This is a genomic window from Sandarakinorhabdus glacialis, assembly GCF_014643455.1.
GTDB lineage: Bacteria > Pseudomonadota > Alphaproteobacteria > Sphingomonadales > Sphingomonadaceae > Sandarakinorhabdus > Sandarakinorhabdus glacialis.
Map to the genome: position 1 here is coordinate 24,834 of NZ_BMJM01000006.1, position 13,890 is coordinate 38,723.

Consider the following 13,890-nt stretch of genomic DNA (forward strand, 5'->3'; position numbering starts at 1 on the left):
GACCTGTCACCCAACGCCGCGCCAGGCGACCAAACCCATCAAGCCCCGTCGGTCGTCGGATCGAGTGTCTCGGCGACCTTCTCGGTCTTGTGCGCCGGCAGCAAGATCAGCACGAAGATAAACGCCGCGAGCGCCAGGCACGCGGCGTTCGGGATGATCATCGTCCATTCGCCCTTCAGGATCCCGAATGTCAGCCACATCGCGAACGACAGGCAGGTCAGCCCGTACATGCCGGCCGACAGGTCATCGGTGCTTCGCGTCTTGATGGTCTTCCACGCCTGCGGGGTAAAGCTTGCCACCGATGCAATCGCACCGATCGTGCCGACGATGGTGATGGTGTCCATCCCGGTCAAACTCGCTTGACCTGGCAGCGTTCCGCGGGTTTTGACTTGCCCGCCGCGGCGTGCCGCCAAACGAAGCGTCGCCAGAGGGAGAGATACATGAAGATCACCGCCGCCGTCCTCGATGCCTGCGGCGCCGTGCGGCCGTTCGCTGAAAGTCTGCCACTGCGCCTCGCCGAACTCGACCTTGCACCTCCCGGCCCCGGCGAACTCCTTGTCCGCATCGAAGCCGCCGGCCTCTGCCATTCCGATCTCTCGGTCGTCAACGGCGACCGCAACCGCCCGGTGCCGATGGCGCTCGGCCATGAAGCCTGTGCCACCGTCGTCGAAACCGGCCCCGGCGCGCGGCTGGCGGTCGGCGACCGCGTCGTGCTCGCCTTCCTGCCGGCGTGTGGCCATTGCCGCCACTGCGTCTCCGGCACGCCGTGGCTGTGCGTCGAAGCCGCCGGCGCCAACGGCCGCGGCGAACTCATCGGCGGCGGCCGCCGGTTGAGCGAGGCCGGCCACCCCGTCCACCATCACCTCGGCGTCTCGGCCTTTGCCGGCCACGCCGTCATCGACCAGCGCTCGGCGATCAGGATCGACGCCGACATCCCGCCCCACATCGCCGCGCTGTTCGGCTGTGCGGTTCTCACCGGCGTCGGTGCCGTCTTCAATTCCGCAGCGGTCCGCCCCGGCGAAAGCGTCGCCGTCTGGGGCCTCGGCGGTGTCGGCCTCGCTGCGCTGATCGGCGCCATCGCCGCCGGTGCCGAACCCGTCATCGCCATCGACCCCGTCGCCGAAAAACGCGCCTTGGCGCTCGAACTCGGCGCCCGCGTCGCCGTCCACCCCGACGAAGCCGAAGCCGCCATCGCCGCCGACAGCCCCGGTGGCTGCGATGTCGCCATCGAAAGCGTCGGCTCGGGCCGCGTCCTCGCCGAAGCCTATCGCCTGACCGCCCGCGGGGGCCGCGTCGTCACCGTCGGCCTGCCCAACCCCGCCGACCCGTTCACCATCCCCGCCGTCAGCCTCGTCGCCGAAGCCAAGACAATCATCGGCAGCTACATGGGCTCGGCCATCCCCGCCCGCGATATCCCGCGCTACATTGCCCTGTGGCGCGCCGGCCGCCTGCCGGTCGAGCGGCTGCTCTCGGGCACCCGGCCCCTCGCCGAAATCAACATCGCCCTCGACGACCTCGCAGCAGGCAAGGCGATCCGCCAGATCCTGCTGCCGGCATAAATCGGGATCTCCAAGAACTGTCATCCCAGGCTTGACCCGGGACCCAGCTACCTTCCACAAGCACCCCATTTTCCGTCCTGTCATACCAGCGAAGGCTGGTATCCAGCCCATCCGCGCGGCTAATCGAACCAGAACAGAGCCTCCAGCAGCGGGGGGCCACACCCTTACCTATTCCCCCTCCCTTGACATATACCGGCGAAACGAACATATGCCCCTCGGCTTCAGCGCAGTTATCCCTGCCGCCCACGCCGGGTGCGTGATCGAGCATGCTGCTCCAGACCCGGACGTTCAGAGGCCAGCCCCAAGGGCCACCCCATCACGCGGGTTGTCGAAACCCGCTCGACCTGCACGCTCCGAAGCCTGCAGGCGACCACGCGAATCCATTGCGTGACCAAAACCGAAAAGATCCAAATGACGTATTTCGCTGACTTCGGCCTTGCCGAACCCATCTCGCGTGCCTTGTCCGACAAGGGCTATACCGAGCCGACCCCCATCCAGACCCAGTCGATCCCGCCCGTCCTCGACGGCCGCGACATCTGCGGCATCGCCCAGACCGGCACCGGCAAGACCGCGGCATTCGCGCTGCCGATGCTGCATCGCCTGGCTGCCAACCCCAAGCACCGCCTCAAATACGCAACCCGCGCACTGGTGCTGGCGCCGACGCGCGAGCTCGTCTCGCAGATTGCCCAGTCGTTCACCGACTATGGCAAGTACATGAAGCTGTCGGTGACGACGGTGTTCGGCGGCGTGCCGATCCCGCGCCAGGAACGCGCCATGTCACAGGGTGTCGATGTCGTCGTCGCCACGCCGGGCCGCCTGCTCGATCTCGTCGAGCGCGGCAGCCTCGACCTCAAATATGTCGAGATCCTCGTCCTTGACGAAGCCGACCAGATGCTCGATCTCGGGTTCATCCATGATCTCAAGCGCATCGTCGGCCTGCTGCCCCGTCAGCGCCAGACCCTGTTCTTCTCGGCAACGATGCCCAAGGCGATCGAAGACCTTGCCGCGCGTTACCTGACCAACCCGGTCAAGGTCGCCGTCAAGCCCGCCGCCACCACCGCCGAGCGCGTCGAACAGGCCGTCATCCACGTCAACCAGGCCGAAAAGCCGGCGTTGCTTCAGCTTGTCCTGCGCGACCAGTCGATCGACCGCGCGCTGGTGTTCAGCCGCACCAAGCACGGCGCCGACCGCATCGTCCGCCAGCTCGGCAATGCCGGCATCGTCGCCGAGGCGATCCACGGCAACAAGAGCCAACCGCAGCGCGAACGTGCGCTGGCGGCGTTCAAGGCCGGCACCTGCAAGGTGCTGGTGGCAACCGATATCGCCGCGCGCGGTATCGACGTGACCGGCGTCTCGCACGTCATCAACTATGAACTGCCCAACGTGCCGGAATCATACGTCCACCGCATCGGCCGTACCGCACGCGCCGGCCGCGAAGGCCAGGCCATCGCGTTCTGCGCCGAGGACGAACGGCCGTTCCTGCGCGATATCGAAAAGCTGATTCGCCAGAAGATCACCGTGCTGGCACTGCCCGCCGACTTCCGCGCTGCCGTCGTGGCTGCGCAAAAGGTCGAGCGCGCCGCACCGCCGGCACCCCGCGAGGAAGAACGCCGCGACTTCGGCGCGCGTCGTCCTTCGGGTGGTGGTCGTCCGGGCCGCGATCCGCGCGCCCAGGTCACCCCGCACCGTGGTTCGGGCGGCGGTCGCCAGGACCAGGGCCGCTCGAGCGCCGGCACCGGCGGCAAGGGCGGTGGCGGCTATCGCGGTCGCTAAGGTCTCGTAATCGAACGACAAAAAAGGCGCCGTCCGCAAGGGTGGCGCCTTTTTCTTTGGTTGTTCTGTCCTACATCGACAAAATCCGCTATCACTTTTGTACCAGATCGGATCGACCCACCGGCGAGAAAGGAAACTGCCGAAAGCGGAAAGTGTGGAAAATGTTAACCTATGAAGGAGATCAAAGGGCTTCGCCGCCCTCTTCCTCCTCGAAGGTGATCGCCACATCGGCATTGGCCGACAGCCGCACGACGTCGTCGACATTGGCGACCAGGCCGAGCGAAATATAGTGATGATGGCCCTTGTGCGAGCCCGACCCGCTATCGGCCTTGGTCAACTTGATGCGGTCGCCCTTAACATGGTCGACCGTCCCGACATGGACGCCATCGGCACCGATGACGTCCATGTGCTCGCGGATATTGTCATGCATGAGTGTTGCTCCGGTTGAAACGCGTCTCGGTTCAACGCGGAGGCAACGGCATGGCTGCCTATCAGGCAGCGCGGGCCTTGAGGATCTTGCCGGGCGTCTTCGGCGGCTGGCCAACGGGAAGGGCATCGACATGTTCCATGCCTTCGCTGACTTCGCCCCAGACCGTGTACTGGCCATCGAGGAAGCTCGAATCAGCGTTGCAGATAAAGAACTGGCTGTTGGCGCTATCGGGGTTCGACGACCGCGCCATCGAAGCGACGCCGCGCTTGTGCGGCGCGTTAGAGAACTCGGCCTTCAGGTCGGGCTTTTTCGATCCGCCCATGCCGGTCCCGGTCGGGCAACCGCCCTGTGCCATGAAGCCGGGGATGACACGGTGAAAGGTCAGGCCGTCGTAGAAACCATCGTTCGCCAGCTCGGCGATACGGGCAACATGGCCCGGCGCGATGTCGGGACGCAGCTTGATAACGACGTCGCCGCCATCAAGGGTCAGCGTCAGTGTCGTCGGGGAATCAGTCATCTTAAAGTCTCCAAGGGGTCGCGCGTCCTAGCCCCTAAGCGGAAAAGCCTCAAGCCGTGTCCGCAGTTCCGCCGGCAACGGTGCCGGCCCAATCTCGCCGCGGTGAACAAGGACCGAATCGCAGAGCGCGATGCAGGCGCCGTCCTGGAACATGCCCATCAGGCTGCGAAAGCTGGTTCGTCCAATATCGCCAACGGCATAGGTCATCGTCACCGGCGCCGGATACGCACCCTCGCCAAGGAAATCGACCGACACATGCGCCACGAGGTAGTGCGGCCGCGGCATTGGCTTGGCGGCCGCGATCATCTGCCAGTTGAAGCGAATCCGCGCTTCCTCGAAAAAGCGGGTGATGGCGACGTTGTTCAGGTGGCGATTGACGTCCATGTCGGCAAAGCGCGTCTCCATCGTCACCGTCCATGGGTACGCCTCCATGGCCCGGCGGCGCGGGTCGTTCCTCATCGCATTTTATACTTTATCGGCAGTGTCTTGAGCCCCGAGACGAAATTGGCGATCGAGTTCTTCGGCTCGCCAGCAAGTGCGATACTCTCGAGACGTGGCAGCAATTCGGCAAACAGCAGCCGGATCTCGAGACGCGCGAGATGAAGTCCCAGGCACATATGGACGCCGTTGCCGAACGCCGTCTGGGCATTCGGCGAGCGATCGACCTTGAACGAAAACGGATCGGCAAAGGCCCGTTCGTCGCGGTTTCCCGACCAGTAGAAGATGCCGAGCCCGTCGCCGGCGCGGATCATTTTCCCGTTGAGTTCCGTGTCTTCGCTTGCGGTTCGCATGAAATGCTTCACCGGGGTCACCCAGCGGATCATCTCCTCGACAGCGCTCGGGATCAGCGACGGATCGGCCTTGAGCTTGGCAAGCTGCTCGGGATTGCGGATCAACTGTTCGAGGCCGCCGGACGCCGTCGAGCTTGTCGTGTCATGCCCGGCGGTGGCGGTAATGACGTAATAGCTCATCGCCTCGCGGTCGCCGATCGGCGCACCGTCGACCATGCCGTTGGCGATGATCGTCGACAGATCGTCACGCGGATTGGCGCGGCGATCGGCAGTAATTGCGCCGAAATAAGCGAAATATTCCTGCGCAAGCTGGAAGAGATCGACCTGGGGGTTGCCGCTGCCGGCCTGCATGCCGGCGCCCGTGGTAATCAGCTTGGACCGGGCAACGACGTCGGGATCCTGTGCGCCGAACAGCTCCTGCGTCATTCGCAGCATCATCGGTTCGTCGGATTCGGGAATGCCGAGGATGCGCATGATGACCCGCAGCGGGTAGAACAGCGCGACTTCATTGACGAAATCGCACTCGCCGCCCATCGCCGCCATGCGATCGACATGGTCCTTGGCGACGGCGCTGATCATCGGTTCGAGCTTGCGCAGGTTAGCCGGCAGGAACCAGTCATGGGTGAGGCGGCGCAGCTTCATGTGAAGGGGGTCGTCGAGATCGACCAAGCTGCGGAACAAATGGGTGTCGCCCACGGTGTCGAGGGTCCATTTTTCGGCTTCGGCGGGGGCGAGGTAGGTGCGCTTGCTGTTGATGAAGCGGCTGTTGGCCTTGCTGACGGTGGTGATATCGGCGTGACGGGTGATCGCCCAGAACGGCCGATAGCCGGTCGGTTCGCACCAATGGACCGGGTCTTCGTCGCGCAAGCGGTTGTAAACGTTATGGACGCTGCCATCGGCGGTTGCTTGCGGGTTGACGAGGATATTGTCTTCCGAGGCGCGGTCGAAGCCGGGAAAGGGCATGACGGGATCGGCGAAGGCGGTGGCCATGGCGGTGGTCCCTTACTGGCTGCGGCCGCGGGCCTGAACGGCGGCGCGGGCGGTTTCGACGGCGTCGGCGGAGACTTTGGAATTGGCTGCGATCGAACGTTGGGCTTCGAGCGCCATGCCGTCCAAAAACGTCATGCCATATCCGTCGTTTATCAGCGATTTGTAGGAAGCGCTGAAGGCGGGATCGATGGTGGCCATGTCGGCTGCGAGGCGCTGGGCGATTGGCAGGAGTTCGTGGGGGGCGACGACGCGGTTGACGAGACCCCAGGCGCAAGCTGTTGCAGCGTCGAGAAAATTCCCGGTGAGCGAGAGTTCGCGGGCGCGGTATGGCCCGATCAGGCGGGAGAGTTTCTGGCTGAGGCCCCAACCCGGCATGATGCCGACCCGGGCGTGTGTGTCGGCGAAACGGGCGCGGTCGCTGGCGATGAGCACGTCGCAGGCCAGGGCGAGTTCGAAACCGCCGGTGATGGCGACGCCGTTGATGGCGCCGACGCACGGTTTTGTCAGCAATTCTATGGCCTTGACCGGGTTGTCGTCGGGGCCGGCGGCGTTTGCGGCACCTAGGCCCTCGCTGCCGAGTTCCTTCAGGTCGAGACCGGCGGTGAAGGCGCGGTCGCCGGACCCGGTGAGGACGACGACCCGAATGTTTTCATCGGCTTCGAGGTCGCGCATGGCGGCGGCAAGGGCGCTGCGCATGGCGCGGGACAGGGCGTTCATGGCGTCGGGGCGATTGAGCGTCACGGTGGCGACCGGGCCATCGCGTTCAATGATTACAACGTCTTGTGACATGATAGAGTCCCTCTTTTTGGCACCCTAGCGGAATTGCGAAACCTTTGTCCTGTCGTTGCAGCTAGGGACGGCGCCTGAGGATCAGGTAGAAGGCGCCGCCGCCGCCGTGGCGGGGGTGGGCGGGGCGCAGCGCGGCGATGCGGCTGCGGTGGTTTCCGGTTTCAAGCCAGTGGCTTAGCTCGGCTCGGATGCGGCCCGGGCGATCGGCGCGGCCCTTGCCGGTAACGATGAGGATGATGCGTTCGCCGTCGCTGCTGGCGATTTCGAGCGCCATTTCGAGGAGTTCGTGGGCGGTGGCGAGGGTATGGCCGTGGAGGTCGATGACGCGGTCGGGGCGGATGTCGCCCTGGCGCAAACGGCGGTCCCAGCCGCCATCGAGGGTGGCGGTGGTGACGGGGATTTGTGGTGTCTTGGGGACTGTCGCGGGACGTTCGGCGGGTGGTTTTGCCCTCGGGATGGGACGCGGCGGGGTCTTGGCCGGTATTTTTGCGGCGGGTTCAGGGATAGTTTCGGGAGCTGGCGCTTTTGGGTGGAGCGGGCGCACGGTTGCGGCGACCCGCGACCAGAGCGCGTGTTCGTGCGCCGACAGGCGGCGCCGCATTCTAGCGGCCGGTCTGGCCCAGTCGCGCCGCGGCGGCGACCGGGATCAGGACGAGGACGCGGGCCTCCGCCGATTGGGCACCGGCTTCGGCGCGGGCGGCGGCGCCGGCGCCGCGGAACAGGTCGATGCGGTTGGCGCCCTTGATCGCGCCGCCGGTGTCCTGCGCGACCATTATCGCCGCCAACGGGATATTGCCGGGCAGGGTGGTGGTGACCAGCAGCGGCGCGCCCAATGGGATGAACAACGTGTCGGCGGCGACAGAGACTTGCGGGGTGACGGCGATGCCCATCGCGCCGATCGGGCCGTCGCCGATGACTTCGCGGAAGAACACGACGCTGGGATTGGCCGCGAGCAGGGCAGGGGCCTTGGCGGGGTTGGCGCGCAGCCAGGCGAGGATCGAGTCCATGCTGACGCCGCCCTTTTGCAGGTCGCCGCGATCGAGCAGCACCTTGCCGATGGCGACATAGTCGCGGCCGTTCTGAGTGTCGTAGCCGATCCGCATGATCTTGCCGCCCGGCAGCTTCAGGCGGCCCGAACCCTGGATTTCGAGGAAGAACGCCTCGTAGGGGTCGGCGGCCCAGGCGAGTTCGAGCGACTTGTCGGCAAGGGCGCCTGCCATGACGTCGGCGCGGGTGTGATAGGGGACCAGCGCCCTGCCGTCGACACGCCCGCGCAGCTTGCGGCCCTTGAGGTCCTTGGCGAAGTCACCGAGGTCGACTTCGACGAGATCGGGCGGGCGGCGGTAGAAGGGCGTGTAGCCCGGCTGGGCGGTGCGCGAGCCGGCGATCTCGGGCTCGTAATAGCCGGTCGAGAAGCCCTTGCCGGGTTCGGCGCCGATCGCGACGGCGCGGAAATTGTCGGTGAAGAAGCGTGCCGGATCGGTGGCGGTGGCGGCCGCGGCGCAGGCGGCGTCCCAGTCGCCGGGCGATGTCAGTCCGGTGCGGTCCTCGCGCTTTTTCAGCGAGGCGCAGCTTTTGCGAAAGGCGGGCAAGGCGGTGGCAGCAGCGGGAGCCGCGGTGAACGGCACGACTGTAACGGGCAGGTCAATGGCGCGGATGGTCTTGATCGGCGAGCCGGGCGGCGGGGGCGCCGGGGCGGTCGGCCGGGCCGGCGCGGCGGGGATCGTTGCCGGCTGCGGCGCGCAGGCGGCGGCCAGCAGCAGCGCGGCCAGCGCGAATCGGCTGCTGTAGGAAATGCGTGGCTTCACTGCGGTGGTTGGTCGACCCTGCCCCCGCAAGGGGGCAGACGGTCAGTTGCCGGGGATGTTGTCGTCGTCGTCGGTGGCGATCAGCAACCACGCCGGATCGCCGCTGCCGATGTGGCGGCTGAAGGTCCAGACGTCGTTAGTAGCCTCGGGCTCGCCATTGCCGGCAGCGACGCGGGCGTCGAAGCGGACGGTGACTTCGGCCATCTGGCCGATCATCTCGGCGCGGGTGATGGCTGCGCTGTCGACCGAGACCAGCTTGTTGTCGAGGCGGGCGCCTTCGCGTTCCTCGATGGCGGTGCCGAAGTTTTCGAGGATCTCGTCGGAAACCAGGCCCTCCATCGTGCCGGCGTTGCCCGACCAGAAACCTTCGAGAATCAAGCGGTAAGCCGCCTTGGCACCGCCGACGAAGCGTTCAGGATCAAAGCCTGAATCGACATCGGCGACTGCCTGGAGGGCCGGCGCGAGATCCTTGTCGGTGCCGGGGGGGACGGCGACGACGGCACTTTGCGGCAGGTCGAGGCCGCGCGTGACGGGCGCCGAGACGACCTCGGGCGCGCCGGGGCGAAAACTGTCGCCGACGGGGCGTTCATGGCCGGTGCGCTTGCCGAGCACACTGACGAGGCGAAGGCCGATAAAACCGGCGAGCATGGCCAGCAATATGATTTCGATCCACGAGCTCCCGTCAGACATGTTCTCGTACCTTCACTCAATAACAACTTCATAGCAGGGAAGCCGTGCCATGGTCCACCTTCACGATACACGCGCGACAAAGGTGCGCGAGGGGCAGGCAATCGGGCGGGCCATCTTCTCGCGCGGCCTGCCGCATTGCAAGACCGTGATGAGGGAACGGCGGGGTGGGAGGGAGGTTGCGTCGGGAGCAGGCTTTTGTTTCGGCAGGGAGACACCTTGGTTCAGCTTTTCACGGGGAGGGCGGGCTACCCTCACCCGCTCGCCCGAGGGGCGAGTCGCCTCTCCCTTAAAGGGAGAGGCAAGAAAGAATGTCCCGGTGTCAGCGTTTGCGAAGGTGGGCGTACATCGAGACAGTCATGTATTTGCGGAATGGTGGCAGGTCGGCGATCGGGCCGAAAATGCTGGCGACGGTCTGTTTCCAGCCGCCGGTGACGATGTTGCGGCGGAGCGAGACGATGTCGGCGGGGAGCGTCTTGAACATCGCTTCGAAATCGTCGGGCGTTGCCTTGTTGAAGCCGGCGTCGAAAGCGTCGGCATAGCGTTTGCCCGAGGTGGCTTCCATGGCATCGAGGACGGCCTTGTCGCCGAAGATCAGATGATGCCAGGGCAGGCGGGTGATCGGATAGCCGTGGTGGCCGAACGGCGAATACCAGAGCGGGCTGAAGCCGAAATACATGTCGGCGCCGGGCTTGGCGCGGTCGGCGACGGCGCGGGTGACTTCGCCCAAGGGCATGACATGCTCGAGGGTGTTCTGCGAGACGATGACATCGAAGCTGCCGACGTCGAGGGTGCGGATGTCGGCGGCGTACATCTTGACGCGGTCGCCATAGGGGGCGAGGCGCTCGGCGCCATAGGCGACGGCATATTCGGAGATATCGACGCCGACGACCTCGGCGGCGCCATTGTCGATCAGCCGCTGGACCATGCCGCCCGTGCCGCAGCCGAAATCGAGGACGCGCTTGCCCTTGAGGGGTGGCACACCGCCGAAACGGCGCCAGTATTCGAAGGTCGAATCGAGGTGGTTTTCAAAGACGATCGACCGGTCTTTGGTGCGGACGGTCTTGGTGGCGGCCATGCAAAACCCTCGTCAGGATGGACGGGCGGTTCGTCGACACCATGGGGCGACTGCCCGAACGCCCGGAATTCATAAAGCAATTGCAACTGTTTCAACGCGATTGGGTGCAACGCAGCATGGAGTGCCAAGCCTGACCGTGGGTGTCAAGCAAAGGCGACCACCGGGTCGTGGTTCCCGGATCGAAGATGGTGCGGACGGCGGGACTCGAACCCGCACTCCCTATCGGAAAGCAGATTTTAAGTCTGCTGCGTCTACCGGTTTCGCCACGTCCGCTTGTTGGGGTTTTGTCGGGAAGGGCAGGCTGCCCTCTCCCCGCTCGCCTCAGGGGCGAGTCGCCCTCTCCCCAAGAGGTGAGGGTAGATAGCCCCTGCCGCTGCAAAGCGGGATACGGACGCTTACGCTACGTTGAGGCGTTCGCGCAATTCCTTGCCGGGCTTGAAATACGGCACGCGCTTGGCTTCGACGGCGACGGCGTTGCCGGTGCGCGGGTTGCGGCCGGTGCGGGCATCGCGGCCGCGGGTCGAGAAGGCGCCGAAGCCGCGCAGCTCGACGCGGCGACCTTCGGCGAGGGCGTTGCTAATTTCCTCGAAGACCGTCGCGACGATGCGTTCGACGTCGCGCATGGTCAGATGCGGATTGGTTTCGGCGACGATAGTAACAAGTTCGGACCTGATCATTTTTTCATCCTGTCCCGGCCCACAAAAAGAAGATTTTGGGCCACCCCTGGTACCGGGGACTCTAGCCCCACCGAACCGGCGGTCAAGACTGAATGAAGAATTCCAGTAACTAATATGGAGGGATATGAACGATTTCGCCCCCGCCTGTCTCCAGGCGAGGGCGAATTGTACGTTAGCGAGCCGTTATCTTACGATTTGTCTGCGTCTTCCTTGGCCTTGTTGAAGGCGGCGCCAAGGATGTTTCCGAGCGTCGCGCCCGAGTCGGACGTGCCGTATTGGGCAACAGCGGCCTTTTCTTCGCTGATCTGCATGACCTTGATGCTCAGCATAGGCTTGCGACCCTTTTCGAAGCCGATGATCATCGCATCGACCTTCTGGCCGGGCTGGAAACGCTCGGCCTTCTGTTCGTCGCGATCGCGGCTGAGATCGCCGCGCTTGATGAAGACGATCGGGCCGTCGTCGCCGACCTGGACATCGATGCCGCCATCGCGCGATGCGACGACCGTCGTCGTGATGATGTCGTTCTTCTTGAGGTTGTCGGCAGCGGCAGGACCTTCGGTGCTGGCGATGACGCGCGGACCCTGGCTTTCGTCGAGCTGCTTGATGCCGAGGCTGATGCGTTCCTTTTCGACATCGACTTCGAGCACGACAGCGGTGACGCGCTCACCCTTGTGGTGACGGGCCAGTGCCTGTTCGCCGGTGAGGCCCCAGGCGATGTCGGACATGTGGACCATGCCGTCGACTTCGCCGTCGAGGCCGATGAACAGGCCGAACTCGGTGCTGTTCTTGACTTCGCCTTCGACCTTGGAGCCGACAGCATGTTCTTCGGCAAAGACTTCCCACGGATTGCGCTGGGCCTGCTTGAGGCCGAGCGAAATGCGGCGCTTTTCTTCGTCGACTTCGAGAACGATGACTTCGACTTCCTGGCTCGTCGAGACGATCTTGCCGGGATGGACGTTCTTCTTGACCCACGACATTTCGGAAACGTGGACCAGGCCTTCGATGCCGGCTTCGAGTTCGACGAATGCACCATATTCGGTGATGTTGGTGACGCGGCCCTTGTGCTTGGAATCAACAGCATATTTGGCGGCTGCGGTCGTCCAGGGATCGGCCTCGAGCTGCTTCATGCCGAGCGAGATGCGCTGGGTTTCGCGATTGATGCGGACGATCTGGACGCGGAGCACGTCGCCGATGTTGAGCACTTCGGACGGATGGTTGACGCGCTTGTAGCTCATGTCGGTGACATGGAGCAGGCCGTCGATGCCGCCGAGATCGACGAATGCGCCGTAATCGGTGATGTTCTTGACGGTACCGTCGACGATCTGGCCTTCGGCGAGCGACAGGATCAGGCCCGAACGCTGCTCGGCGCGCGATTCTTCGAGGATCGAGCGGCGCGAGACGACGATGTTGCCGCGCTTGCGATCCATCTTGAGGATCTGGAAGGGCTGCGGCAGGTTCATCAGCGGGGTGACGTCGCGGACGGGGCGGATATCGACCTGCGAGCCGGGCAGGAAGGCCACGGCGCCGGACAGATCGACGGTGAAGCCGCCCTTGACGCGGCCGAAGATGACGCCTTCGACGCGTTCGCCGGCGGCGTACTGCGTTTCGAGGGCATCCCACGATGCTTCGCGGCGGGCACGGTCGCGCGACAGCATGGCTTCGCCATTGGCATTTTCGACGCGGTCTACGAAGACTTCGACTTCGTCGCCGACGGTCAGGCCGTGCTGGCCATCGAGGCCGGCGAATTCACGAAGCGGGATACGGCCTTCGGACTTGAGACCCACGTCGATGACGGCGAGGTCGTTCTCGATGCCGGTGACGATGCCTTTGACGACACGTCCTTCAAAACTCTGGTTCTTGCCGAGGCTGGATTCGAGCATCGCTGCGAAATCGTCGCGCGTCGGCTGGGTGGCAGTTGCCATAAAGTCAGTTCAACCTTCATATCGAGGCAGTTACGCCTCGCGGTCGGCACAATTGCCAACCGTTCGTCGTCGTCGCGGTGGCACCATGCCGGCCGCTCCTTTCGATCCCGCGCCATGCCGGACGATGGGGCTGCCCCCGAAATCGTCAGACCTGTTGCTGGCCGTCCCGCGATATCGCTGCTTGGACAAGCGCGATAGCCCGCTGGACGGCCGCGTCTATACTCAATTCGCTGGTGTCGAGCAAGGCAGCACCCGCCGCTCTTACGAGGGGTGCGGTCGAACGCCCGGAATCGCGGGCGTCACGAGCCTCGATGTCGGCAAGGACGCTGGCGAGACTGGCGAAATCGCCCTTTGCCGACAACTCGCGGTGGCGGCGATCGGCGCGGATTTCCGGCAACGCGGTCACGAACAGCTTGGCGGATGCATCGGGCGCGATGACGGTGCCGATGTCGCGGCCATCGAGGACGGCGCCGCCGGGCTGGGCCGCGAAGGCGCGCTGGACGGCGAGGAGCGCGGCGCGGACCGGCGGGTGGGCGGAGACGATCGAGGCGTGCTGGGCGTTGTCGCCGCTCATCAGGTCGGGATCGTCGAGCAATTCGGGATCGAGGGCGAGCGCGGCGGCGGTGGCGGCGTCGCTGTCGTTTGGGTCTTGCCCGGCGAGGCGGACGGCGAGGCCGACGGCGCGGTAGAGCTTGCCGGTATCGAGGTGGGGCAGGCCGTAGTGGCGGGCGAGGGCGCGGGCGATGGTGCCCTTGCCGCTGGCGGCGGGGCCGTCGACGGCAATGACGAGATGGGGAGGGGTGGGCACGGGTTGGCCATAGTCCGGAGTCGGGGCGTGGATACAGCCTTAATCAGCACTTGCCGGTGCC

The 13,890-nt window shown here is 65.1% G+C and carries 15 protein-coding genes and 1 tRNA gene; 2 read left to right on the forward strand and 14 right to left on the reverse strand.

Features of this window, described 5'->3' with window-relative positions; genetic code table 11:
- Positions 1-38: 38 nt before the first annotated feature.
- On the reverse strand, positions 39-344 hold the full coding sequence (locus IEW98_RS09605) for a SemiSWEET family sugar transporter (RefSeq protein ID WP_188762738.1): 306 nt from the start codon (positions 342-344) through the stop codon (positions 39-41).
- A 96-nt stretch (positions 345-440) separates the two neighbouring features.
- Between IEW98_RS09605 and IEW98_RS09610 the strand changes: the two genes are divergently transcribed.
- Positions 441-1,559, forward strand: coding sequence for a zinc-binding dehydrogenase (locus tag IEW98_RS09610; protein ID WP_188762739.1), 1,119 nt, complete (start codon positions 441-443; stop codon positions 1,557-1,559).
- Between the two features lie 411 nt (positions 1,560-1,970).
- Complete coding sequence (locus tag IEW98_RS09615; RefSeq protein ID WP_188762740.1) at positions 1,971-3,332, forward strand: DEAD/DEAH box helicase; 1,362 nt, start codon at positions 1,971-1,973, stop codon at positions 3,330-3,332.
- 181 nt (positions 3,333-3,513) lie between these two features.
- Here the strand turns inward: IEW98_RS09615 and IEW98_RS09620 are convergent, their stop codons facing one another.
- The 13 genes from IEW98_RS09620 to cmk form a co-directional block, all read right to left on the reverse strand.
- Positions 3,514-3,762, reverse strand: coding sequence for a DUF2171 domain-containing protein (locus IEW98_RS09620; RefSeq protein WP_188762741.1), 249 nt, complete (start codon positions 3,760-3,762; stop codon positions 3,514-3,516).
- Between the two features lie 61 nt (positions 3,763-3,823).
- Complete coding sequence (locus IEW98_RS09625; RefSeq protein ID WP_188762742.1) at positions 3,824-4,279, reverse strand: peptidylprolyl isomerase; 456 nt, start codon at positions 4,277-4,279, stop codon at positions 3,824-3,826.
- Positions 4,280-4,306: 27 nt separating this feature from the next.
- On the reverse strand, positions 4,307-4,738 hold the full coding sequence (locus IEW98_RS09630) for an acyl-CoA thioesterase (RefSeq protein WP_188762743.1): 432 nt from the start codon (positions 4,736-4,738) through the stop codon (positions 4,307-4,309).
- Entirely contained in the window at positions 4,735-6,060 is a 1,326-nt protein-coding gene (locus IEW98_RS09635) for a cytochrome P450 (protein WP_243450673.1), read from the reverse strand. The genes IEW98_RS09630 and IEW98_RS09635 overlap by 4 nt, the downstream gene beginning before the upstream one ends.
- A 12-nt stretch (positions 6,061-6,072) precedes the next feature.
- Entirely contained in the window at positions 6,073-6,849 is a 777-nt protein-coding gene (locus IEW98_RS09640; RefSeq protein WP_188762744.1) for an enoyl-CoA hydratase, read from the reverse strand.
- Between the two features lie 61 nt (positions 6,850-6,910).
- Positions 6,911-7,450, reverse strand: a complete 540-nt coding sequence (locus IEW98_RS09645) for a Smr/MutS family protein (protein WP_188762745.1) — start codon at positions 7,448-7,450, stop codon at positions 6,911-6,913.
- A gap of 1 nt (position 7,451) precedes the next feature.
- Positions 7,452-8,657 carry a murein transglycosylase A gene (mltA, locus tag IEW98_RS09650; protein WP_243450674.1) on the reverse strand — a complete coding sequence of 402 codons (1,206 nt, stop codon included), beginning with the start codon at positions 8,655-8,657 and terminating at the stop codon, positions 7,452-7,454.
- A 42-nt stretch (positions 8,658-8,699) separates the two neighbouring features.
- Positions 8,700-9,347 carry a Tim44/TimA family putative adaptor protein gene (locus IEW98_RS09655; protein ID WP_188762746.1) on the reverse strand — a complete coding sequence of 216 codons (648 nt, stop codon included), beginning with the start codon at positions 9,345-9,347 and terminating at the stop codon, positions 8,700-8,702.
- Positions 9,348-9,666: 319 nt separating this feature from the next.
- The gene (locus IEW98_RS09660) at positions 9,667-10,422 is read right to left on the reverse strand and encodes a class I SAM-dependent methyltransferase (protein WP_188762747.1); all 756 of its coding nucleotides are present in this window, start codon (positions 10,420-10,422) and stop codon (positions 9,667-9,669) included.
- 186 nt (positions 10,423-10,608) lie between these two features.
- Positions 10,609-10,695 (reverse strand) — tRNA-Leu (locus IEW98_RS09665).
- A gap of 122 nt (positions 10,696-10,817) precedes the next feature.
- Positions 10,818-11,099, reverse strand: a complete 282-nt coding sequence (locus IEW98_RS09670) for an integration host factor subunit beta (RefSeq protein WP_188762748.1) — start codon at positions 11,097-11,099, stop codon at positions 10,818-10,820.
- 188 nt (positions 11,100-11,287) lie between these two features.
- Positions 11,288-13,021 carry a 30S ribosomal protein S1 gene (gene rpsA, locus IEW98_RS09675; protein ID WP_188762749.1) on the reverse strand — a complete coding sequence of 578 codons (1,734 nt, stop codon included), beginning with the start codon at positions 13,019-13,021 and terminating at the stop codon, positions 11,288-11,290.
- Positions 13,022-13,166: 145 nt separating this feature from the next.
- Positions 13,167-13,829, reverse strand: a complete 663-nt coding sequence (cmk, locus tag IEW98_RS09680) for a (d)CMP kinase (RefSeq protein WP_188762750.1) — start codon at positions 13,827-13,829, stop codon at positions 13,167-13,169.
- Between the last annotated feature and the right edge of the window lie 61 nt (positions 13,830-13,890).

What these genes read in the sequence shown, in the direction of transcription:
- IEW98_RS09605 (WP_188762738.1), bottom strand. Translation starts at nt 344, where the DNA reads ATGGACACCATCACCATCGTCGGCACGATCGGTGCGATTGCATCGGTG.
- IEW98_RS09610 (WP_188762739.1), top strand. Translation starts at nt 441, where the DNA reads ATGAAGATCACCGCCGCCGTCCTCGATGCCTGCGGCGCCGTGCGGCCG.
- IEW98_RS09615 (WP_188762740.1), top strand. Translation starts at nt 1,971, where the DNA reads ATGACGTATTTCGCTGACTTCGGCCTTGCCGAACCCATCTCGCGTGCC.
- IEW98_RS09620 (WP_188762741.1), bottom strand. Translation starts at nt 3,762, where the DNA reads ATGCATGACAATATCCGCGAGCACATGGACGTCATCGGTGCCGATGGC.
- IEW98_RS09625 (WP_188762742.1), bottom strand. Translation starts at nt 4,279, where the DNA reads ATGACTGATTCCCCGACGACACTGACGCTGACCCTTGATGGCGGCGAC.
- IEW98_RS09630 (WP_188762743.1), bottom strand. Translation starts at nt 4,738, where the DNA reads ATGAGGAACGACCCGCGCCGCCGGGCCATGGAGGCGTACCCATGGACG.
- IEW98_RS09635 (WP_243450673.1), bottom strand. Translation starts at nt 6,060, where the DNA reads ATGGCCACCGCCTTCGCCGATCCCGTCATGCCCTTTCCCGGCTTCGAC.
- IEW98_RS09640 (WP_188762744.1), bottom strand. Translation starts at nt 6,849, where the DNA reads ATGTCACAAGACGTTGTAATCATTGAACGCGATGGCCCGGTCGCCACC.
- IEW98_RS09645 (WP_188762745.1), bottom strand. Translation starts at nt 7,450, where the DNA reads ATGCGGCGCCGCCTGTCGGCGCACGAACACGCGCTCTGGTCGCGGGTC.
- IEW98_RS09655 (WP_188762746.1), bottom strand. Translation starts at nt 9,347, where the DNA reads ATGTCTGACGGGAGCTCGTGGATCGAAATCATATTGCTGGCCATGCTC.
- IEW98_RS09660 (WP_188762747.1), bottom strand. Translation starts at nt 10,422, where the DNA reads ATGGCCGCCACCAAGACCGTCCGCACCAAAGACCGGTCGATCGTCTTT.
- IEW98_RS09670 (WP_188762748.1), bottom strand. Translation starts at nt 11,099, where the DNA reads ATGATCAGGTCCGAACTTGTTACTATCGTCGCCGAAACCAATCCGCAT.
- rpsA (WP_188762749.1), bottom strand. Translation starts at nt 13,021, where the DNA reads ATGGCAACTGCCACCCAGCCGACGCGCGACGATTTCGCAGCGATGCTC.